22 protein-coding genes are annotated in these 20,630 nt (G+C 64.7%); 9 read left to right on the top strand and 13 right to left on the bottom strand.

The window, feature by feature from the left end; all coding sequences use genetic code 11:
- The 10 genes from BHQ40_RS19815 to BHQ40_RS19860 form a co-directional block, all read right to left on the bottom strand.
- On the bottom strand, positions 1 to 579 hold a 579-nt coding region (locus BHQ40_RS19815; protein WP_171905908.1), incomplete at its 3' end, for an outer membrane protein assembly factor BamB family protein.
- Complete coding sequence (locus BHQ40_RS19820; RefSeq protein WP_070157562.1) at positions 560 to 1,285, bottom strand: tetratricopeptide repeat protein; 726 nt, start codon at positions 1,283 to 1,285, stop codon at positions 560 to 562. The genes BHQ40_RS19815 and BHQ40_RS19820, both read right to left, overlap by 20 nt.
- Positions 1,286 to 1,366: 81 nt before the next feature.
- Positions 1,367 to 2,239 carry a 3-methyl-2-oxobutanoate hydroxymethyltransferase gene (gene panB / locus BHQ40_RS19825; RefSeq protein ID WP_070157563.1) on the bottom strand — a complete coding sequence of 291 codons (873 nt, stop codon included), beginning with the start codon at positions 2,237 to 2,239 and terminating at the stop codon, positions 1,367 to 1,369.
- 199 nt (positions 2,240 to 2,438) lie between these two features.
- Complete coding sequence (locus BHQ40_RS19830; protein WP_070157564.1) at positions 2,439 to 4,907, bottom strand: TonB-dependent receptor; 2,469 nt, start codon at positions 4,905 to 4,907, stop codon at positions 2,439 to 2,441.
- A gap of 102 nt (positions 4,908 to 5,009) precedes the next feature.
- Positions 5,010 to 5,201, bottom strand: coding sequence for a YezD family protein (locus BHQ40_RS19835; RefSeq protein WP_070157565.1), 192 nt, complete (start codon positions 5,199 to 5,201; stop codon positions 5,010 to 5,012).
- Positions 5,202 to 5,369: 168 nt separating this feature from the next.
- Entirely contained in the window at positions 5,370 to 6,032 is a 663-nt protein-coding gene (locus tag BHQ40_RS19840; protein ID WP_070157566.1) for an RBBP9/YdeN family alpha/beta hydrolase, read from the bottom strand.
- 182 nt (positions 6,033 to 6,214) lie between these two features.
- Positions 6,215 to 6,628, bottom strand: coding sequence for an RrF2 family transcriptional regulator (locus BHQ40_RS19845; protein WP_070157567.1), 414 nt, complete (start codon positions 6,626 to 6,628; stop codon positions 6,215 to 6,217).
- Positions 6,629 to 6,682: 54 nt separating this feature from the next.
- Positions 6,683 to 7,702, bottom strand: coding sequence for a glycerophosphodiester phosphodiesterase (locus BHQ40_RS19850; RefSeq protein ID WP_070157568.1), 1,020 nt, complete (start codon positions 7,700 to 7,702; stop codon positions 6,683 to 6,685).
- A 57-nt stretch (positions 7,703 to 7,759) separates the two neighbouring features.
- Complete coding sequence (locus BHQ40_RS19855) at positions 7,760 to 8,113, bottom strand: ArsC family reductase (RefSeq protein WP_070157569.1); 354 nt, start codon at positions 8,111 to 8,113, stop codon at positions 7,760 to 7,762.
- Positions 8,114 to 8,115: 2 nt separating this feature from the next.
- Positions 8,116 to 8,499 (bottom strand): RidA family protein, encoded by a 384-nt coding sequence (locus tag BHQ40_RS19860; RefSeq protein WP_070157570.1) that lies wholly within the window; start codon positions 8,497 to 8,499, stop codon positions 8,116 to 8,118.
- Positions 8,500 to 8,553: 54 nt separating this feature from the next.
- On the opposite strand from BHQ40_RS19860, the gene BHQ40_RS19865 reads away from it, so the two are divergent.
- The 6 genes from BHQ40_RS19865 to tgt all read left to right on the top strand — a co-directional run bounded on the left by BHQ40_RS19865 (position 8,554) and on the right by tgt (position 15,082).
- The gene (locus BHQ40_RS19865) at positions 8,554 to 9,489 is read left to right on the top strand and encodes an SDR family NAD(P)-dependent oxidoreductase (RefSeq protein ID WP_354321566.1); all 936 of its coding nucleotides are present in this window, start codon (positions 8,554 to 8,556) and stop codon (positions 9,487 to 9,489) included.
- A gap of 143 nt (positions 9,490 to 9,632) precedes the next feature.
- Positions 9,633 to 10,214 carry a hypothetical protein gene (locus BHQ40_RS19870; protein ID WP_139139375.1) on the top strand — a complete coding sequence of 194 codons (582 nt, stop codon included), beginning with the start codon at positions 9,633 to 9,635 and terminating at the stop codon, positions 10,212 to 10,214.
- A gap of 47 nt (positions 10,215 to 10,261) precedes the next feature.
- Positions 10,262 to 11,182, top strand: coding sequence for a bifunctional helix-turn-helix transcriptional regulator/GNAT family N-acetyltransferase (locus BHQ40_RS19875; RefSeq protein WP_070157571.1), 921 nt, complete (start codon positions 10,262 to 10,264; stop codon positions 11,180 to 11,182).
- Positions 11,183 to 11,308: 126 nt separating this feature from the next.
- Positions 11,309 to 13,324, top strand: a complete 2,016-nt coding sequence (locus BHQ40_RS19880) for a putative bifunctional diguanylate cyclase/phosphodiesterase (protein WP_083277056.1) — start codon at positions 11,309 to 11,311, stop codon at positions 13,322 to 13,324.
- Positions 13,325 to 13,403: 79 nt separating this feature from the next.
- Positions 13,404 to 13,898 (top strand): EF-hand domain-containing protein, encoded by a 495-nt coding sequence (locus tag BHQ40_RS19885; protein ID WP_070157572.1) that lies wholly within the window; start codon positions 13,404 to 13,406, stop codon positions 13,896 to 13,898.
- A gap of 47 nt (positions 13,899 to 13,945) precedes the next feature.
- Positions 13,946 to 15,082: a tRNA guanosine(34) transglycosylase Tgt gene (gene tgt, locus BHQ40_RS19890; protein WP_070157573.1), complete on the top strand. Its 1,137-nt coding sequence runs from the start codon at positions 13,946 to 13,948 to the stop codon at positions 15,080 to 15,082.
- 5 nt (positions 15,083 to 15,087) lie between these two features.
- Here tgt and BHQ40_RS19895 read toward each other — a convergent pair whose 3' ends face one another.
- Complete coding sequence (locus BHQ40_RS19895; protein WP_253183420.1) at positions 15,088 to 16,659, bottom strand: sensor histidine kinase; 1,572 nt, start codon at positions 16,657 to 16,659, stop codon at positions 15,088 to 15,090.
- Positions 16,660 to 16,678: 19 nt separating this feature from the next.
- Complete coding sequence (locus tag BHQ40_RS26770) at positions 16,679 to 17,314, bottom strand: NepR family anti-sigma factor (protein ID WP_139139374.1); 636 nt, start codon at positions 17,312 to 17,314, stop codon at positions 16,679 to 16,681.
- Between BHQ40_RS26770 and BHQ40_RS19905 the strand changes: the two genes are divergently transcribed.
- Together BHQ40_RS19905 and BHQ40_RS19910 are read left to right on the top strand one after the other, a co-directional pair.
- Positions 17,291 to 18,085, top strand: coding sequence for a response regulator (locus BHQ40_RS19905; protein WP_070157575.1), 795 nt, complete (start codon positions 17,291 to 17,293; stop codon positions 18,083 to 18,085). The genes BHQ40_RS26770 and BHQ40_RS19905 overlap by 24 nt on opposite strands.
- 348 nt (positions 18,086 to 18,433) lie before the next feature.
- Entirely contained in the window at positions 18,434 to 19,051 is a 618-nt protein-coding gene (locus tag BHQ40_RS19910; protein WP_070157576.1) for a sigma-70 family RNA polymerase sigma factor, read from the top strand.
- Between the two features lie 32 nt (positions 19,052 to 19,083).
- On the opposite strand, the gene BHQ40_RS26310 is transcribed toward BHQ40_RS19910, so the two are convergent.
- Complete coding sequence (locus BHQ40_RS26310) at positions 19,084 to 19,227, bottom strand: hypothetical protein (protein WP_171905909.1); 144 nt, start codon at positions 19,225 to 19,227, stop codon at positions 19,084 to 19,086.
- A 134-nt stretch (positions 19,228 to 19,361) separates the two neighbouring features.
- On the opposite strand from BHQ40_RS26310, the gene BHQ40_RS19915 reads away from it, so the two are divergent.
- Positions 19,362 to 20,630, top strand: a 1,269-nt coding sequence (locus BHQ40_RS19915) for a [protein-PII] uridylyltransferase family protein (protein WP_494338029.1), incomplete at its 3' end; no start/stop codon positions are given.

The following is a 20,630-nucleotide window of genomic DNA, read 5'->3' on the forward strand; positions in this document are numbered from 1 at the left end:
CCACACGATCTTGCCGTCCGACGCATTCATCGCGACCACATCGCCTACGCCGGTGCTGGCATAGAGGCGGTCGCCGAGCACGCTCACGCCGCCGCCGAACAGCGACCGGCCATTGCCTTCGGAGGGCAGCGCCGTCTGCCAGATCTTAGAACCCGTGGCCGCGTTCATCGCGATCACGCGCGCCGACGCATCGATGACATACAGCTTGCCGTCCGCCACGACCGGGGCGGAGGCAAGGCGCGCCTTCGGCGTGCTGCCCTCTATCGACACGCTCCACGCCTGGCGCGGCGCGTCGGACAGCGCCAGATGGCCCATCGTCTTGTAGGGGTTGCCGCCCGGCTGCGACCATTGGTCGTTCACCGCCTGCTCCGGCAGGACCACGGCGACATCGGCAATCGTCGGCTCGACCGCCACGCCCTGCTCGCTCGTCAGGATCGATGTGCGCTTGCCGACGACCGGCGTTTTCTTGCCGCCATTGCCCTTGCCGCCGCCCAGCACGGCGCAGCCCGAAAGCATCGCGACGCAGCCGAGCAGCGCGCCCAGCCGCATCATCCGTTTCTTACCCACCCGAAGTTGCATTCGCACCGCCATCCTCGCCAATCCCCACCGTCGCGTCTACCGCATCGACTCCCAATAGCCCCGCCATCTGTCGCGCACGTGAACGGACAGTTTCCGGCACCTGCGCATCCTTTGCCAGCGCCGCGAACAGCGGCCCCGCAAGGTCGGGCTTGCGCATCTTCATATAGGCGACCGCCGTCATTTCCCCGGCGCTGCCGAACCAGGGGTCGCCCGCGGCCGCGAAGGGCTTCAACCGATCGACCACATCCTGCGGCTTCATGCTGTCGAACTCCAGCGCCGTCTGGCGGATCAGGCCCAGGTCGCGATAGGGCTTGGCCAGGCTGCTGTCCGCCGCCATGCCCTTGAAGATCGCGATCGCGCCCTTCGTGTCATTCTTCTTCACCGCCACGGCGGCCTTCGCCAGCATCGCGGTCGCGCGATAACCCGGCTGGCCATCCTTGGCGAGCGCATCCAGCTTCTTCATGTCGGGCGCGCCGCCCGCGGCGACCACTTCCAGCAGGCCCTGCATTTCCTCGGCCGTTTCGCCCGACTTGCCGGCGCTGTGGTGGTTCCAGTAGAGCCAGCCGCCAAACGCGGCCAGACCCGCCACCACCAGGATCGCGATCCACCGGCCATAGCGTTTCCAGAACCCCAGAAGCTGGTCCTGCCGCACGGCGTCATCGACCTCGCGCAGGAAGGCTTCGTTGGATTGCGGCGTCAATGCCAAGGTCATTCTCCGGGAAACACAGGGAAACGGGGCGGATAGAGAGAGGCGCCGGACATTAGCGGCGCGGCGGGCAAGAGCAAATTACTTTTTCGGCCGGTAAACCTGCTCGTCGGTCGGAAATGTCCGGGCGCGGACATCGGCGGCATAACGCTCCGCCGCGCCGGAAATCATCGTCGCCATGTCCTCATAGCGTTTCACGAACTTGGCGGTGCGCTCGAACATGCCCAGCATGTCCTCAGTCACCAGCACCTGCCCGTCGCAACGCGCGGACGCGCCGATGCCGATGACGGGGATGTCGACGCTTTCCGTGACGGCATCGGCCAGCGTTTCCATCACGCCCTCCAGCACCACCGCGAACGCTCCGGCGTCGGCGACGGCGCGGGCGTCGGCCATGATCTTGGCATGCTCCTCCTGGCTCTTGCCCCGCGCGGCATAGCCGCCCAGCGCATTCACCGCCTGGGGCGTCAGGCCGACATGGGCCATGACCGGGATGCCCCGCTGGCTGAGGAACGCAATGGTCGGCGCCATCGCCTGCCCGCCTTCCAGCTTGACCGCCGCGCAACCGGTTTCGGCCATGACTCGGCTGGCGCTGGCGAACGCCGCCTCTGGCGAGCTTTCATAGCTGCCGAACGGCATGTCGACGATGACCAGGCTGTGATAGCTGCCGCGCACCACCGCCGCGCCATGCGCGATCATCATGTCGAGCGTGACGGCCAGCGTGGACGGCAGGCCATAAATGACTTGCCCCAGGGAGTCGCCGATCAGCAACATGTCGCAATGCGGGTCGAGAAGCTGCGCCTGCCGCGCGGTATAGGCGGTCAGCATGACCAGCGGCTCTGCGGTCTTGCCTTCAAACTTCCGCCGCTGGATCGCCGGCACGGTCAGCCGCTTCATCGGCGCAGGCGTCGGATTGGCGCGGCTGGTGGAGGTGTCGAGGGTGAAGGTCGTGGACATGGCGGCGCTTTACCCCGGATCGACGGGAAGCGCGAGTCCGCCTTTCATAGCCCTCTCCGACCTTTTCCTTAGCCCTCTCCCGCCTTCGCGGGAGAGGGTTGGGTGAGGGTCTTTACCTAAGAAAAACAGGGACGGCGCTGAGGGGCACCGCCGTCCCTGCCATTTACTGACCGCCGAATTACCGGTCAGAACTTACGCATCAGAAGCTGCCCTTGATGGTCATGCCCCATGTGCGGGGATCGCCGGGCTGGCCCGCGATCAGGCCGACATTGCCCGGCGCGACCTGCAGCAGATCGATATAATTGACGTCGAAGGCGTTGCGGACCCAGCCGAACACATCGAACCCGTCACCCCGGAAGCCCGCGCGGAAATTGGTCAGCGCATAACCCTTGACCTCGGTATAGATGGACGGCGAGGCGTTCGAATTCCATTCCGACCGGTAGTTGCCGTCGACGCCCAGATAGGCCTGGCCTTCCTTCGCCAGCAGCGTAACCGGCGCATTGACCTCCACGCCATAGGAGAAGGCCCATTTGGACACGCCGGGCAGGGCCTGGCCGGAAATGTCGCACTGGCGCGGGCTGAGCGCACCGGGCACGCCCGGCTGCGAATAGTCCGGCGTGGCGTTGGCCCCCTGCAGCGTGCCGCCCGAAAGCTCCGGCGGGCAAGGCGCGTTGGTGAACTTCTTATATTTCGCGTCGGTATAGGCGGCGTTGGCATAGGCGCTGATCCGCTCGTTCGGCGTCACCTTGAAATCGGCCTCGATACCCTGCGAGCGCACCTTCTCCGCATTGGCCAGATAGCCGCGCACCGTGCCGAACTGGCCTCCATTCACCGTCGCCTGGAAATTCTTGATCTCCGTGCGGAAGGCGGAAAGGTTGAAGGTCGCCCGGCGATCCAGGAACTGGGTTTTCAGGCCGATTTCGAAATGGTTGACCGATTCCGGCTTCACCGTGCCCGCGTCATAATTGACCGTATTGTCGGCGTTGAGCGGCAGGCCATTCTGGTTGATGCCCAGCGTCTTGAAGCTCTTGGCGTAGGTTGCGTAACCCAATATGTCGCGCGCGAACTTGTAGTTGACGTTGAAATCATAGGTGAAGTTCCACGCACTGTCGGACGACGAACTGACCTGCGGCTGGTAGACGCCGCACTGCGCCGCGAGGACCGAACCGGCGGTCGGCGTGGGCGTGCAACTGATCACTTGCCCAGCGCCGTTGGTCACGATGCGCTCGTAGAAGCCGGACTTCTTGTCATAATTGACGCGCGCGCCGGGCTGGATGGTCAGCGCGTCGGTCACTTTCCAGCTCACCTGGCCGAACAGCGCGGCGCTGGTGCTCTTGAGATATTGGGTGTTGCTGGCGGTCAGGCCGTTGAGGATGGCGGCGTTGGCGGCCTGCGCACCCGTCAGGCTCCACCGGCTGGCGTCGGAACCCTGCTGCTCGGTGCCCTGCGTGTCGATCCGCTGCTTGAAGCCGAAGGCGCCGAGAACGAAGTCGAACTGGTCGCTGGTGTAATTGTAGCGGAATTCCTGGCTATACTGGTCCTGCTGCGACGGGTTCTGCGACAGCGAGACGATCGACAGGCCGGTGAAGTCGCGGTCATTCTCCGGCTTCCAGTCCCAGAAACGCCAGGCGGTGACGGACGTCAGCGTGCCGGAACCCAAGTCCCACTTCACCTTGGCGGACGCGCCGCCGATCTTGTTGCCCGCGTTCAGGCTGGAGTCGAGATCGGTCAACCGGTCATAGGGATTGCGGCTCGGCACCGCATAGTTGCGGCCGGGATTGGCGGCGTTGATCGACGCGACCAGCGCATCATATTGCCGGGCCAGAGCGCGCTGGGTGCGGCCGACGCGGACGAACACGGTGCCGCAGCATTCCGGGTCCTGCTTGCTGTAGTCGCCCGACAGCGTGATGCTCAGGTCCTCGGTCGGCTGGAACAATATCTGGCCGCGCAGGCCCAGATTGTCCTGCTCGTTGATCCACTGGCCGCTGGCGACATTATAGATCGTGCCACGGCGGCTGGTGGAGGCGATGGCGAGACGGGCGGCGATCTTGTCGGTCAGCGGACCGGAGATGGCGGCCTTCGCCTGCTTGTAATTCAGATTGCCGACCGTCAGCTCCGCGCGGCCTTCAAAATCGAAGGTCGGCTGGTTGGTCGTGATGTTGATCGCGCCGGCGGTGGTGTTCTTGCCATACAGCGTACCCTGCGGTCCGCGCAGCACTTCCACCTGCGCGACGTCGAGGAAGTCGAAGGTCGCGGAGGCGACGCGCGAGTTATAGACGTCATCGACATAGATGCCGACGCCCTGCTCGAAACCGTCGCTGGTCAGGCCGAACGGCACGCCGAGACCGCGGATGTTGACCGAGGTGTTGCGCGGGTTCGACGTGTAGACCTGCAGCGTCGGGGCAAGCTGCTGCAGCTTGACGATGTTGAAATTGCCGGTGGATTCGATGCTGTCGCCACGGATGACGGAAATCGCCAGCGGCACTTCCTGCGCGGCTTCCTGGCGGCGGCGCGCGGTGACGATGATCACTTCGCCACGGCTCGGCTCACCCTGATCGGCCTGTTCCGCCGCCTCGGCCGGCGCCGTCGACGCATCCTGGGCGAAAGCCGCAGGCGCAAGAATGGATGCGCTCGCCGCGGTGGCGAGCAACAATGAACGCACGATCATAAAATTCCCCTTCCGGATGTCCGGTTGTCTGTGTGTCAACTTGGCGTCTCCGGCGACCCGGCGGATGCCTGTTTTTTCTGTTCTTTCCCTACTGGGCTGATCTCAATCCTTGCCGGCCGCGCCGTTGAACCGGCGCTTTTCGGTGACGTCGAGTTGCACGACGCGCGCATCATGGACGGTCAGGGTGATCGACCCGAACCGCAGCGACTCCAGCGCGGAACGCACGGCGTCGATGCTGCTGATAATGTCCGGCCGCACTGGCTGCGCCCAACGCTCGACTTCTTCAATGTTCATTCGCTTACCTCGTGCCGCACTCATATCTCAACTTTTTCGATAGACAAAAAAGCAATGCTCTACCCCCTGATAGTTTCTCTATCCCTTGAGTAGATTTATGCTTTGTAGATTTATGCCCGGTAGCTGTGCGCTTGTTACTTCAAGCCCTGCGGATGCGCGCCGGGCCGGTTACGCCTGGCCCAGCAGCGGCGCCTGACGGTCGCCCGTCACCATCGCGGCGGGCCGCAACTGCCGGGCCAGCGCCGTCTGGTCGGCGGCAAGGCCGATCAGCTTGTCCAGCAGCGATTGCCCGAACCGCCATTCGCCCAGGCCCGACTCCGCATTGATATGGCCGCTATGGCCAGCGTCGATGATCTGGCTGCCCCAATATTTGCCGATGCTGTGGGCGCGCTCGTAGAAGATGTACGGATCGTTCCGGCTGGCGACCATGATCGACGGGAAGGGCAGCGTCGCTTTCGGCACCGGGCCAAAACCGCCGATCGTTTCTGGCGTTTCCATCCGGTCGCAGTCGGGCGGCGCGACCAGCAGCGCGCCGACCACCGGCCAGCCATAGGCCTGGCTCTGCAGCGCGCCCCACCAGGCGACGGCAAGGCAACCCAGGCTGTGCGCCGCCAGCACGATCGGGCCGTTGACCGCGCGGATCGCAGAGTCCAGCCGGTTGACCCATACATTGCGGTTGGGGCTGGCCCAGCTACCCAGGTCAACCCGTTCGCAATCGCCGCGCTTCTGCTCCCAGATGGTCTGCCAATGGCCGGGGCCGCTATTGTTGAGGCCGGGAATGGTCAGCACCACCGGCTGGCGCGCGTCGCTCGCATGTCCGAATCGATCCATGTCCTGCTCCTCAAAAGCTTTGGCGGGAGCCTTCGATATAATTCTATTATTTTAATAGACAATAGGCAGGCGACGAAATGTGGCAAAATATGGGCAGCCGGAATGGTCCCGCTTACATCGTTGAATTCGGGTTAATATTCGCCGTTTCGCAAAGCGATATACCGTCGCATTCCCCGTTGCATTTATACGGCGAACTGCTCCGCCAGGCTGATGCTGTCCAGCACGCCCGCCATCTCGTCCCGCACGCGCAGCATGACGCGATGCAGGCGGCATTCCTCTTCAGGCAGGCAATTTTTGCACTGTTCGTGGGCGAACCGGCTGGCGCACGGCACCAGCGCCAGCGACCCGCGCGTCAGCCGCACGATATCGCCATAGCTGATGTCGATCGGCGACAGCGCCAGCCAATATCCCCCGTCCCTGCCGCGCTGCGTGGCGACCAGCCCCTCGCGCGACAGCTCGGACAGGATAACCGTCAGGAATTTGGACGGGATATTCTGCTTTTCGGCGATATCGGTCAGCGGGACCGGACCCTGCGCATAATGATCGGCCAGATGCTGGAGAGCGCGGATGGCGTAACGGGTCTTTTGCGACAACATCGCCGGACATTCGGCGCAACCGCGACGAAATTCAAGCGGGTTGGTTTGGAAATATCAGGGTTGGAGGGCCGCCCGCGCGAGTCCCGGAAAATCGCTGAACAATCCGTCCACGCCCGTCGCCGCCACGGCCCGCACCGCGCCGGTGAAATCGCCATGCGCGGCGGGGTCGTCACCCTTCTGGAACGCCTTGGGCAGGAACATGTTTTCCGCCCGCAATGTCCAGGGATGCACCTGCAGCCCGGCCGCATGCGCCGACGCCACCAGCCCGCTGTCCGCCCCGTCCGGCCCGATCACCATGTCGAAGCTTGGCCCGATGCCGTCGGCATAGCCGGCAACCGCCTTCAGCCCCTCCGGCGTCATCATGTCGGCATAGGCGATGCCCGCCATGTCCGGCGGCCCGCCCTGCGACGCGACAAGCTGGATCAGGCGCAACCGGGTCTTGCCACGCAGCAGCTTCAGATTGCCGACCTCGAACGACTGGATGAACACCGGATCGTCCGGCGCGCCATAGCCATATTTCTCCAGCATCGCGAGCAGCGGCGCTTCATGCGGCAGGCCGATGGAGGCGAAATAGGTCGGGTGCTTCGTTTCCGGGTAGATGCCGATCCGGCGGCCGGTTTCCGCTTCCCGCGCCTTGGCCAGCTTGATCACCTCCTCAAAGGTCGGGATCTGGTACAGCCCGTCGAACCGCTTGTTCGCCGTCCGCACCTGCGCCAGCCGCTCCTTCGCGCGCAGCGTCCGCAGTTCGGCCAGGGTAAAATCCTCGGTGAACCAGCCGGTGGTGGCCTCGCCGTCGATCGTCTTGGTCGTCCTGCGGCTGGCGAACTCGGGATGCTCGGCGACATCGGTCGTGCCGGAAATCTCATTCTCATGCCGCACGACCAGCACGCCGTCCTTCGTCAGGACCAGATCAGGCTCGATGAAGTCCGCGCCTTGATCAATGGCCCGGTCATAGGAGGCAAGCGTATGCTCCGGCCGCTCGCCGCTGTCCCCGCGATGGGCGATGATGATCGGATCGGCCATGGCGGCTCCCGAAAGGGCAAGGATGGCGGCGGCGAAAAGGGCTTTGATCATCGGTCCTCCTGCCCCGGTCGCTAGTCGCGCCAAGTGACGGCAATATTACTGCCCGAATTACTGCTTGGCGAACGCCTCAATATAGACGTCCGGCTTGAACCCGACGATCCGCTTTTCGCCAAGGTCGAGCACCGGCCGCTTGATCATCGACGGATTGGCCAGCATCAGCGCCACCGCCTTGTCCGCATCGATCCCCTGCTTGTCCGCATCCGGCAGCGCCCGGAACGTCGTGCCCGCCCGGTTCAGGATCGTCTCCCATCCATGCTCGGCCACCCATGCGCGCAGCTTCCCCTCATCCGCGCCGGAAGCCTTATAGTCATGGAAGGCATATTCGACCCCGTGCGTCTCCAGCCAGGTCCGCGCCTTCTTGATCGTGTCGCAGTTTTTGATGCCGTACATGGTGATGGGCATGATCAATCCTTCCGCAGCGCGGTCACCTCTATCTCTATCTTCATTTCGGGTTTGATGAGGCCGGACACAAGGCAGGTCGCCGCAGGGCGGATGCCGCCGAACGTGCCGCCCAGCACCGGGCCGATCTGATCCCAATAGGCCGGGTCGGTGATATAATAGGTCGCGCGCACCACGTCCTCGAAGGAAAAGCCCGCCTGCTCCAGCGCCTTGCCGATCACCTTGAGCGCATTGGCCGCCTGGTCCGCGACGCTGTCCGGCATCGCCTTGGTTTCCGGGTCATAGCCGGTGGTGCCTGCGACGAAGCACCAGTCGCCCTGGACGACGGCGCGGGAATAACCGACCTGCGCCTCGAACGGAGAGCCGGAAGAAATCAGCGTGCGGGTCAAAATCGCTATCCTTGAAAGAGGGTGTCCTGCTGCCGGTTCGGGAGCGTCTGGTTCGTGATTCGGCAGATGCCGGGCGGCCATAGCATGGCTGCGCGGGCAGCCAAGACGCTATCGCCCGGACGCCATGGCCTGCCTGCATCACGCGCCCGCCCGCATCACATGCCCGCACGCATCACGCATCTGGCCTCCGCATCGGCCGGGCGCTATGCCCGCGCGATGACGCGCTTCGCCAATCAGTCCGCGCTTGTCACTGGCGCAGCATCGGGCATCGGCCTTGCCTGCGCGCACCGGCTGGCCGGAGACGGCGTGTCGCGCCTGGTGCTGGCGGACATTGACGCCGCCGGGCTGGACGCCGCCTGCGCCGCGCTAGACCGGCCGGGCCTCGCCCTCGAAACGCTGTGCGGGGATGCAGGCGACCCTGCATATTGGGAAGGGACCGGCGCGGCGCTGCAGGGCGTCACCCTTGGCGTCGTAAACGCCGGGATCGCCGACAATGGCGCGATAGCCGACATGCCGTTCGACCGCTGGCGCAGGGTAATGGCGGTCAATCTGGACGGCGCATTCCTGACGCTGCAGGCGCTGATGGCGTCGATGACCGCTGCGGGCGAAGGCGGCGCGATCGTCCTCACCGCATCGGTATCGGGGATCAAGGCGGAACCCGGCACGGCGGCCTATGGCGCATCGAAGGCCGCCATGCTGCAATTGATGCGCGTCGCCGCGAAGGAGGGCGCGCCGCATCGCATCCGCGTGAACGCCATCGCGCCCGGCGGCGTCGAAACGCCGATCTGGGGCAAGACGCCCTTCTTCGCCGATCTTGTGCAACAGACGGGCAGCGAGACCGCAGCCTATGCGGCGCTGGGCGAGGGCACGCCGCTCGGCCGGTTCGGCACGGCGGATGAGGCGGCGGCGCAGATCGCTTTCCTGCTGTCGGCCGACGCCGCCATGATAACCGGCGCGGCGCTGGTCAGCGACGGCGGCTACAGCCTTTGATACGCACCGGCTTTGGCGTGCGGCGGGCGTGGTTGAAATCTGGTGCCGCCTATGCTTTGCATCATCGCATGACCCGCTCTCCTTCCATCCGCCTGACCATTCCACACCGCCTGACCCTGCCGCTGGCGCTTTCCTTCTCCTTGATGATCGCCGCCTGCGGCCGTCAGGAACCCGTGGGCGACCTGCCCTCGTCGGAAGAACTGGCGGAAGCGGCCAACGCCGCGGCGGCCGAGGCAGCGCAGAATGTCAGCCGGGACGAGACCGAGGCGGAGGAGAACCGCAACTATGTGAACAATGCACGCGGCTTCTCCATCACCTTGCCCGAAGGCTGGGTCCGCGACGCCGCCGCCAGCAACGAGAATGGCGTGGTCTCCGAAGATCCGGGCGCTGGCGCAGACATTCGCATATTCTGGTCGCAGAATGCCGGCGACAAGGATTTGCAGCAAGTCGTCGAGGGCATGACGCAGGGATCGGAAGCCGTCGACGGCGATTTCATCGGAACCAACGAATATCGCGGCACCGCCAATGACGGGGAAGGCAACAGCGTCGCCGTCCGCCTGGTCCGCAAGCCTGACGGATCGCTGATCACCGCGACCTTCGTATTCCCCGAAATGTTGAGCGAACAATATCTCGCCATCGGCCAGAGGACGCTCGACAGCCTGCGCGTTTTCACAGCTTCGCCCCCGGCCGGGGCAGCCCCGGCGGACAACGCCACGGAAGGCTGATCGCAAATAGTTGACAGAATCAACTAATTTGCCCTAGCCGGTGTGGCATGGCCGACACCGTTGCATTCCTTCGCGCATTCAATCGCTTTCACACCCGCTTTTCCGGCGCTCTGCAGCCCAGTTATATGGAAAGCGGCATGGGCCTGACGGCGGCCCGCATGCTGTATGAAATCGCCCAGGGCGGCACGGCGGACGATGGCGGCGTTCTGGCGATGGAGTTGCAGAACCGGCTGGATATCGATTCCGGTTACGCCAGCCGGATATTGCGCGGTTTCGAAAAACAGGGATGGATCGTGCGCGGGCGGGGCGCCGATGCCCGCCGCCGCCCGATCCGGCTGACCGAGGAAGGCCAAGCCGCTTTCGACGCGCTGGATGTGCGGACGCGGGCGCACACCGAAGCGCGCATCGCGGGCCTGGACGACGCCGCGCGGAAGCGCCTGGCGGACGCGCTCGCGACCGCGCGCCAATTGCTCGGCGATCCGGTCGACGACCCCTGGCATATCCGCACGGCGGAGCCGGGCGATCTGGCGCTGATCGCATCGCGGCAGACCGTCCTTTACGACCGCGATTATGGCTGGGGACGGCCGATGGAGGTGCTGCAGAGCGAAGTCACCACCGCCTTCCTCAGCGCGTTCAAGCCGGGGCGGGAGCAATGCTGGGTGGCGGACCGGCATGGCCGGATGCTGGGCGCGGTGATGATCGTCGACGCTGGCGACGGCGTGGCGCAACTGCGCCTGCTGCATGTCGAGCCTGACGCGCGCGGCATGGGCATTGGCGGCGCGCTGGTCGACCAGTGCATCGCCTTCGCGCGGGAGAAGGGCTATTCCCGGATGCGGCTATGGACGCACACCATATTGGAAGGCGCGCGCCGCATCTATCAGCGGGCCGGTTTTTCGATCGTCAGCGTGGAATATCACGATCATTTCGGCGAACCCATTCAGGGGGAAATTTGGGAAAGGGCCCTCTGACCGATATTCTCTCACTATCTCATCGGCTTACTGACTTTCCGGCATAGAACCGAATTGGGTCGAATTGGTCGCGCCGGACGCCGGAAAGCGACGATCTATTAACCAGATGAAAAGACGCGCTGGGGCATGACCGGTCAAACGGCGGAGGCAGCCCGGTTGCGGGACTTTTTGAAAGATTTCTGGAAAAGATTGGCGGGACAGGGGCAGCCGGATCGCGGCGCCGGCTGGAATCCCGTCGATACCTATCGCCCGGCCGCCCTGCTCATGTCCGCCAGCACGCTTGCGGCCGCCGGTCTGTGCATCGGCATCGCCCTGCTTGCGGCGGACATGCCGATCGCCATTCTGGCGTCGCTTGCCGCGCTGGTCGCCTGCACCCGGCTGATGGCCGCCACATTGTTCCACAGGCGGCTGGGCACCGACGAGACCGAGAGTTCCCGGAAATGGGAGCAGATGCATGAGGCGGGGTCATGGTCCTGCGCCGTGCTGGCCGGACTTCTCGCCTGCACGACCCTTCTGCGTTCGCCGGATACCGTCCTCCATTTGCTCTCCATCGCGCTGGCGACAAGCTATGCTGGCGGCATTTCCGGCCGCAATGCGGGCCGCGTATCGACCACAATCGGCCAGTCGGTGCTGGTCCTCGCCCCCACCGCCGCCGGCCTGTGGCTGACCGGAGAGACGGGCTATCGCCTGCTCGCCATCGTGTTTGCGGTGATGATGTTCGGCGTTGCGGAGATCAGCGCCACCACGCAGCGCCTGATCGTCGAGTCACTGCGCGGGCAGCGGGACAAGGCGCAACTCGCGGTCAAATATGAACGGCTTGCGCGTTATGACAGCCTGACCGGCGTCGAGAACCGGATGGCGATGCAGATGCGGCTGCGCGACATCTTCGAACGCAACCGGAAACCGCAGGATGCCGTCGCGATCCTGTGGATGGACCTCGACCGGTTCAAGGAGATCAACGATACGCTGGGGCATATGGTCGGCGACCAGTTGCTTTGCGCCGTGTCGGAAAAACTGGCCGAGGCGCTGGACGGGCGCGGTCATGTCGCGCGCTTCGGCGGCGATGAGTTCGTCCTGATCTGCCCGGAGACCGGCCGCGAAACCGCCCGCGCCATTGCCGCCGACGTGATGGATCATTTCCAGCACAGCTTTGAGGTATCCGGCCATAATCTGAATATCACCGCCTCCATCGGCATCGCCATCGGCCCGCAGGACGGGCGCGACATGGACGAGCTGATGCAGCATGCGGACGTCGCCCTCTATGAAGCCAAGCGCGACGGCCGCAACCGCGCGGTCATCTTCACCTGGTCGATGAAGGAAGTGTTCAACCGCATCCATGAGGTGGAGAACGGCCTGCGCCAGGCGATCGAGAAAGGCGAACTGGCGCTGCATTTCCAGCCGATCTTCGATCTGGCGACCGGCAATATCGTGACCTGCGAGGCGCTGATGCGCTGGGAGCATCCGCGCCTGGGCCGGGTGCCGCCTTCCGAATTCATCCCGGCGGCGGAACGCATCGGCATCATCGAACAGCTCAGCATATGGGCGCTGCGCGAAGCCTGCACAGCCGCCGCCGAGTGGCCGAGCGATGTGCGCGTCGCGGTCAATATCTCGCCTGCATCGCTGACCTCCGGCGAGCTGCCCCGCACCGTCATCGCCACGCTGCTGGAGACCGGCCTGCCTGCGCGGCGGCTGGAACTGGAAGTCACGGAATCGCTGTTCCTAGAGGATAACCGGCACACCAGCCAGATGCTCCGGGAACTCCAGCTTATCGGCCTGAAGCTCGTCCTCGACGATTTCGGCACCGGCTATTCCTCGCTCAGCTATCTTCGCTCCTACAGCTTCGATACGATCAAGGTCGACCAGAGCTTCATGGCGGCCATCGGCAACAGCCGCGAGGATCAGGCGATCATCCAGGCCGTCAGCCATATCGCCAAGACGCTGGATATGGAGACGGTCGCCGAGGGGATCGAGACCGAGGATCAGCTCCGCCATGCGCGGGAGGCCGGTTTCAACAGCGGTCAGGGTTTCCTGCTCTGCCCGCCGCAGCCGCGCGACCGCATGTCGGAAGTGCTGGCCGCCGGGACCGGCATGCCGGACGCCCTGGCGCCCGCGCGCCCCGCCGCGCGCCGCCGCCGCGCATAAGTCCCATCAATTTTTCAGACATCGCGGCGCTGCCCGGCTATGCAGAGCCTCGCCTTTGCGTCCGGGGAATTTGCCGAACATGCGTTATCCGATCATCCTGCTCCTGATGCTCAATCTGGCTTCGGCCGGTCTCGCCAAAAAACCCGCGCCCGCGCCGCCGCCGACCCGCCCGACAATCACCACCTCTCCCGTCGCGCTGATGATCGCGGCGCTCGACAGCGATGGCGACCTGCGCGTGACGCAGGCGGAATTTGACGCGGGGGTGAAGCGGTCCTTCGATGACGCAGCCAAGGGCAAGGGCGAAATCTCCCCTATCGATCTGGATCTCTGGGGCGCCCGATGGCTCGGCAGCAGCGGCGCTCTGCCCGGCCTGCTCGATTTCGATACGGACGGCGACAACCGGATAAGCCGGGACGAATTCACTGCCCGCTTCGCCATGATCTTCGCCGGGTTCGACAAGAATCAGGACGGCGTGCTGGACCGTTCCGAACTCATCAACATCGGCAGGCCCCCGTCCGAACCGGGCGGCAGGCCCGGCGCGCGGCCGGGCGGCAACGGCCCGCCCCCACGCTGACCAGCCCCGGCTAGGCATGGCGGGAGAAAGCCAGTAAGGGCCGCGCCATGACTGAACGTCCCCGTTTTTCCTTCACCATCGCCGCCACGGACGGCAAGGCGCGCACCGGCACCATCGCCATGAAGCGCGGCGACATCCGCACGCCCGCCTTCATGCCGGTCGGCACCGCCGCCACCGTCAAGGCGATGCGCCCGGCGGAGGTTCGCGCGGCGGGCGCGGACATCATCCTGGGCAACACCTATCATCTGATGCTGCGGCCCGGCGCGGAGCGGATCGACCGGCTGGGCGGGCTGCATGGCTTCATGGGCTGGGACCGGCCCATACTGACCGACAGCGGCGGCTATCAGGTGATGAGCCTGTCCGCCCTCACCAAGATGAGCGAGGAGGGCGTCGCCTTCGCCAGCCATATCGACGGGTCGCGCCATATGCTGACGCCGGAACGGTCGATGGAAATCCAGCGCCTGCTCGGCTCCGACATTGTGATGGCCTTCGACGAATGCACGAAGAACGGCGCGACGCGCGACGAGGCGGCAACATCGATGGAACGCTCGATGCGCTGGGCGAAGCGGTCGCGCGACGGCTTCGACGCCGGGCATGCCCATGCCGCCCGCTCCGCGCTGTTCGGCATCCAGCAGGGATCGCTGGACGAGGAACTGCGGCGGCAATCAGCGCAGCAGCTTATCGACATCGGCTTTGACGGCTATGCGGTCGGCGGCCTCGCGGTCGGTGAAGGGCAGGAGGCGATGTTCGCCACGCTGGACTTCGCGCCCGGTCAGCTTCCCGCCGACAAGCCCCGCTATCTGATGGGCGTGGGCAAGCCCGACGATATTGTCGGCGCGGTCGAGCGCGGCATCGACATGTTCGACTGCGTGCTGCCCACCCGTTCAGGCCGCAACGGGCAGGCCTTCACCTGGAACGGTCCGATCAACATCCGCAACGCGAAATTTGCCGAGGACCCGGCGCCCATCGATGCGGCCTGCGGCTGCCCCGCCTGCACGACATGGAGCCGGGCCTATCTCCACCATCTCGTCAAGGCGGGGGAGATATTGGGCGCGATGCTGATGACGGAACATAATATCCATTTCTACCAGCAGTTGATGCAGCGGCTGCGCGACGCCATCGCTGCCGGTACGCTCACCGCCTTCGCGAACCAGTTCCGGGCGGATTATTATCGCAAGGGCTGATGGGTTCAGCCGTTGACCATGATGTCGATGGCGTAGCTTCCCTCATTCTCATCATAGAGCAGCGGCGCGCGAAGCTGCCGCGACAGGCCGGTCAGAATACGGCCGAAGCGCGCCTCCAGATAGGCATGCATGCGGGGAGAGGCGCGATATGCCGCCGATGCGATGAGCAGCGTCGCATGCCCCGCCTCCTCTGCCGAATGCACTGATATCCGCACGGTCGATCCGGGATCGGTCAGCATCGCCAGTTCGACCAGCTCGGTAATCAGGAAGGCGACGGGAACGGCGACGTCCTGCGTGACATAAAGCTGATCGCTGTCCACCAGCAGGGAGGCGTTGCCCGCCCCGGACGGAGCGGTCGCGCGCAGGCTGGCGCACAGTTCGCTCACCAGCGCGCGGACGCCAACGCCCTTATTCTCCTCCAGCTCCGCATAATGGTTGCGATGAACGACTGACAGCGCATCGACCCGGCGCTGGATGGAGGCATAGGCGTCGACCGCTTCCGGTGCCTCGGCAGAGCGCGAATGGAGGTTGATGAGGCTGGCGATGATCTGCAGGTTGTTCTTCACCCGATGATGGACTTCGCGGGTCAGGCGGCGCTGGCGTTCCAGGCTGTCGGCCATCTCCGCCTCATGGGTGGCGACATCCTCGCTGATTTCCCGGAAGGTATTGCCAAGATCGGCGATCTCCTGCGCAGGGGTCCGCATGCGCCGCATCGGCTCCATGACTTCGCCGGGGCGATAGGCGGCCACCGCGCGGCGCAATGTGACCAGCGGCCGGATGAGCAGCCGGTTCACCACGAACCAGCCGATCGCCGCCGCCGCAAACCACATGACCAGCGGCAGGAACAACGAAAGCGCGCGCGCCAGCGTCACCGGCGGATCGCGCACGACCATGGTGAGGGTGATGTCGGTGGGCGGCAGCGGCGCAGACACGCTGTCTACGGAACGCCCCTGCACGGCCAGCACGCCGCCAATGTCCATCCGCTTGTTTCCCTGCTGCAGCAAGGTATGGCGATTCTGCAGGGAGGAGGCCGGATCGGTCACCTGATCCAGATAGGCCCGGTCATAGAAGGTCAGAGCGACGAGGCGCTTGTCGTTGCTGAGCGTGCGGATCATCAGCAGGCCGCGATGCGGGATCAGTTCCGCCGCCGCCGGATCGAACCGGCGCTCCGGGGGGATGCCGTCCCGCCATCCGTCATAGGAGCCGCATATCCGCCTGCCGTCGCGCATATAGATGGCAAAGCGGGTGTCGGACGACGCGCGGGACCGCAGGAAGGAATCCGCCCTGTGGCACATGTCCGGATCACCCCTGCCGAGGGCGAAGGTGTTGATCGCAAGCTTGAGCGCGGTCTGGTCCGACATGAGTTCCGCGCCCAGTTTGCGCGCGCTCTGCGTCGCCGCGATCCGCAGCAGCGCTTTCTTCTCCACATCCGCCGCCCGGATCGACTGCAGCGACGCGACCAGCGCCACGACGCCCAGCGGCAGCAGGGCCAGCGTCAGCAGCACAAACATCTTGAAACCGGTGGATCGGAAAAAATCGAAGCTGGAGCCTCGCAGGGGCGTGTCCGCTTGAGGCATTACGCCTATGTCCCGCCCGTCAATCGAGTTTGCTCAGAAGATCGAGCATCTCGGCTGGAATCGCCTCGTCCACTGCCTTTTGATATACAGACCGCAGGACATTGCCGACGGCGCTATCGCTATTGGAAGCTTCGGTTTTGGGAGAAGGGGTTTTCGGAGCGGGCTTGGCGCTTTTGGGGGCGTTTTTCGGACGCGCGGATTTGGCCGGCGCAGCGCCGGATACAGCGTTTCCGTCCCGGCCGCCGGGTGCGCCCTCCTCGACGATATTGTCCGGCCGCATATCAGAAACCAAAATTTGCCCCTCTTGCCGTCCCGCTACATTCGTACACGGTCTAATTGCCGTAACGCACCAAGACGTCAATCCGTCGTCCCGTGCATCATTCCATGCCCAGTAAAAAAACCGAACGACCGTGAAACAATTTTCTTCCTCGATGGTTCCATTGTCGTTCGAATTTTCCTTGTCTTGCTGACGGCTAGGGAAAGGGGCGAACATCGGGGTCGCGGGTTGGGCTTGCCAAGAGGGGTGTTCACCCTTCATCCTGCATCCGGTTCTGAACCCGGCGGCAATCCAATGCCGCCGGAAAGCATTATTCGGCCCGCCGTTGCGCGGGTCAGGGAGAAGTACCGCTTTATGTCGCTCGGCCAGCAGTTGCACCCGCACCTCCCCTTCCTCCGGCGTTATGCCCGCGCGCTGACCGGTAGTCAGGCGCATGGCGACACCTATGTCCGCGCCACGCTGGAAGCCATTGTCGCCGCGCCCGATGAATTTCCCCGCGATGTCGATCCCCGGCTCGGCCTTTACCGGACCTTCCACGCCATATGGTCATCCTCGCACCTTGAGGATTCGCCGGGCGCGGTATCCACCGGTTCGCGGGAAACGATCGCCAACGCCAGGCTGTCGCGCATCACGCCGCTGTCGCGTCAGGCGCTGCTGCTGACCGCGATGGAGGGGTTCAGCGACGAGGACGCCGCCTATCTGGTGGATGTCGGTCCGGCCGATATCGAATCCCTGGTCAACGAAGCGCTGAAGGCGATCGAGGAACAGACCCGCGCCAAGGTCCTGATCATCGAGGATGAGCCGATCATCGCGATGGACATCGAAACCATCGTGCGCGACCTGGGCCATGACGTCACAGCCATCGCCGTGACCCGCGACGAGGCCGTAAGGGAGGCCAGGGCCGAACGCCCCGGCCTGGTTCTGGCCGATATCCAGCTTGCCGACGATTCCAGCGGCATCGACGCGGTGAAGGACATTCTTTCCGAATTTTCGGTGCCGGTGATCTTCATCACCGCCTTCCCGGAACGGCTGCTGACCGGCGAGCGGCCCGAACCGACCTTCCTGATCACCAAGCCGTTCCAGCGGTCCACGGTGAAGGCCGCCATTTCCCAGGCGCTGTTCTTCGACGAGGCCACCGCCCCTGCGTGATCGCGATAAAAGGCGGAACCACGCCCGACTCCCTGCGTTATCCTTGCGTAACGATAGGGAGACGACCGTTGCAGGAAAAAGAACAGCATATCGACACGGAAGCGGTTCGCGCCGGGAGCACGCCGCACATAGTGCGCTATGTGTTGGTCATATCCCTTGCCCTGGCAATTATAGCGATGGCTTTCGTCCTTGCAGTCTGACGATATACCCGCATCGTCCAAGCATCTTACTGGAGCTGACCTTTCCATTTATGCCAGATACAGCGTCATATCGCCGGGCAGTCACACCACGCTCCCCAGGATGCACGGCAATGCCAGCATGCGCAGCAATGTTTAGCGCGGTCCTGTCATGAGTGATGAAACCGCCATCGCGGATGCCCCGCGCGAAACGCTGTCGGACGCCGATTTCAAGCGCGAACTGGCGGCGGTCATTCCGCACCTGCGCGCCTTTGGCCGGTCGCTGTCGGGCAATCGCGACCTGGCCGACGATCTGGTGCAGGAAACGCTGCTGAAGGCATGGGCCGCGCGCCAGCGTTTCCAGGCCGGAACGAATATGCGGGCATGGACCTTCATCATCCTGCGCAACCATTATCTGTCGCAGATGCGCCGTGCGCGCTTCCGCGGCGAATGGGACGACCTGACCGCCGACCGCCTGCTCGCAGCGCCCGCCGGGCAGGACAAGCATATTGAACTCAGCGACATGCAGCGCGCCTTGCTGCAACTGCCCCAGCCCCAGCGCGAGGCGCTGATCCTGGTTGGCGCGGGCGGTTTCGCCTATGAAGAAGCCGCGGAAATCTGCGGCGTGGCGGTGGGCACCATCAAAAGCCGGGTGGCGCGCGGACGCGCCGCGCTAGAACAGATACTGGATGGCGGCGATCTGCCGTCCCGCCGCCTGCAGAAAACATCGGAAGCCGGTGCGCTGAGCGAAATCATGGATGATGTGGACAAGCTGAGCCGAGGCAATTGAGCGGCCCGCCTTGATGGAGGACCGCCCTCTATTTACAGCTTGTCCAGCCGTTGCAGCAGACGCGCCATTTCGTTAGGCAAATCATCGCCCTTCGCAATATAGGCCGCACGCAACGCCCGGCCCACGCCCTCGTGCGCCATCGGCGGTTGCACGGCGACATAGCGAGCGGATTCCATGCCTGCTTCCTTTCCCTGCGCTGTTCCGTTTGGGTGGACCATAACCTATTGAACGAAGCCATGCGGCAAAAGTTTCTGGTTTTTTGGCAACTATTGCCGCCAAAATGTCCCAAAAATGGCGGAGTGGAGGCCTGATGTCCTGCGAGTGGCGGAACGCATTGGAGAGAGCGGAAAACGGCTCCTCCTTCCTTGCCCGCCTGATGTCCGTGCATGAACCGATCACGCAGGCGCTGCGATCCGCCGATGGGGAAAGCGCGTGGGCGCTGGCCCGCGCGGCGGGTCAGGCGGGCGCCAATACTGGGCAGGCCCTGCGGCTGCAGCGCGGCGCCGTCGCGCTTGTCACCGCCATTGCCGATCTGGCCGGCGCGTGGGATCTGGATCTGGTCACGCGCCGCCTGTCCGGCTTTGCCGACGAAGCGCTGGACACCGCCCTCGCCGCCGCCTTCGCCGAACGCTATCCGGGCGAGGAGCCGCGCGGTTTCGCCGTGATCGCGCTGGGCAAGCATGGCAGCCGGGAACTGAACTACAGCTCCGATATCGATCCCATCCTGATCTACGACCCCCGGACCCTTCCGGTGCGGGAGCGGGAGGAACCGGCGGAGGCGGCCGTCCGCCTTGCCCGGCGGATGACCGAATTGCTGACCACCCGCGACGGCGACGGTTACGTCTTTCGCGTCGACCTGCGCCTGCGCCCCTCGCCGGAAGTCACGCCGATCGCGCTGCCGGTGGAGGCGGCGATCAGCTATTATGAGACGATGGCGCTCGGCTGGGAGCAGGCGGCCTTCATCCGCGCCCGCGCCGCCGCCGGCGACCGGCCGCTGGGCGAATATTTCCTACGGCAGATACGCCCCTTCATCTGGCGGCGGTCGCTGGATTTCGGGGCGATCGACGCCATCCTCGATATCTCCCGGCGCATCCGCGACCATTATGCGCAGGGCCAGGCGTTCGGTCCGGGATATGATCTGAAGCGTGGACGCGGCGGCATAAGGGAGGTGGAATTTTTCGCGCAGGTCCACCAGCTCATCCATGGCGGCCGCAATCCCCATCTGCGCGCCGGGGCAACGCGCGAGGCGCTGGCCGCCCTGTCGGACGCGGGCATTATCGAGGCCGATGTCGCGCGTCATCTGGACGACGCCTATGTCATGCTGCGCACGGTGGAGCACCGGCTGCAGATGGTCGACGACCTCCAGACCCATGAACTGCCCGCCAATCCCGGAAGCATGGACAATGTGGCGCGCCTTCATGGCCTGCCCGATGGCGCGGCGCTGCTCGATCGTCTCCGCCCGCATGTCGAATGGGTAGGCGCGAATTATGACCGACTGACCCGCGAGGATGGGGAGGACCGGCTGCCGCACGACGGCGAGGGGCTGAAGGCGGCGCTATCCGCCATGGGCTTTGCGGAG

The sequence above is a fragment of the Sphingobium phenoxybenzoativorans genome (assembly GCF_001757355.1).
Classification (GTDB): Bacteria; Pseudomonadota; Alphaproteobacteria; order Sphingomonadales; family Sphingomonadaceae; genus Sphingobium; species Sphingobium phenoxybenzoativorans.

Bases quoted from the DNA above. Each gene is read 5' to 3' on its own strand.
- BHQ40_RS26310 (WP_171905909.1), bottom strand. From the start codon at position 19,227: ATGGAATCCGCTCGCTATGTCGCCGTGCAACCGCCGATGGCGCACGAG.
- BHQ40_RS19895 (WP_253183420.1), bottom strand. From the start codon at position 16,659: ATGCCTCAAGCGGACACGCCCCTGCGAGGCTCCAGCTTCGATTTTTTC.
- BHQ40_RS19845 (WP_070157567.1), bottom strand. From the start codon at position 6,628: ATGTTGTCGCAAAAGACCCGTTACGCCATCCGCGCTCTCCAGCATCTG.
- BHQ40_RS19855 (WP_070157569.1), bottom strand. From the start codon at position 8,113: ATGCCCATCACCATGTACGGCATCAAAAACTGCGACACGATCAAGAAG.
- panB (WP_070157563.1), bottom strand. From the start codon at position 2,239: ATGTCCACGACCTTCACCCTCGACACCTCCACCAGCCGCGCCAATCCG.
- BHQ40_RS19880 (WP_083277056.1), top strand. From the start codon at position 11,309: ATGACCGGTCAAACGGCGGAGGCAGCCCGGTTGCGGGACTTTTTGAAA.
- BHQ40_RS19885 (WP_070157572.1), top strand. From the start codon at position 13,404: ATGCGTTATCCGATCATCCTGCTCCTGATGCTCAATCTGGCTTCGGCC.
- BHQ40_RS19850 (WP_070157568.1), bottom strand. From the start codon at position 7,702: ATGATCAAAGCCCTTTTCGCCGCCGCCATCCTTGCCCTTTCGGGAGCC.
- BHQ40_RS19840 (WP_070157566.1), bottom strand. From the start codon at position 6,032: ATGGATCGATTCGGACATGCGAGCGACGCGCGCCAGCCGGTGGTGCTG.
- BHQ40_RS19910 (WP_070157576.1), top strand. From the start codon at position 18,434: ATGAGTGATGAAACCGCCATCGCGGATGCCCCGCGCGAAACGCTGTCG.
- BHQ40_RS19835 (WP_070157565.1), bottom strand. From the start codon at position 5,201: ATGAACATTGAAGAAGTCGAGCGTTGGGCGCAGCCAGTGCGGCCGGAC.
- tgt (WP_070157573.1), top strand. From the start codon at position 13,946: ATGACTGAACGTCCCCGTTTTTCCTTCACCATCGCCGCCACGGACGGC.
- BHQ40_RS19830 (WP_070157564.1), bottom strand. From the start codon at position 4,907: ATGATCGTGCGTTCATTGTTGCTCGCCACCGCGGCGAGCGCATCCATT.
- BHQ40_RS19905 (WP_070157575.1), top strand. From the start codon at position 17,291: ATGTCGCTCGGCCAGCAGTTGCACCCGCACCTCCCCTTCCTCCGGCGT.
- BHQ40_RS19870 (WP_139139375.1), top strand. From the start codon at position 9,633: ATGATCGCCGCCTGCGGCCGTCAGGAACCCGTGGGCGACCTGCCCTCG.
- BHQ40_RS19875 (WP_070157571.1), top strand. From the start codon at position 10,262: ATGGCCGACACCGTTGCATTCCTTCGCGCATTCAATCGCTTTCACACC.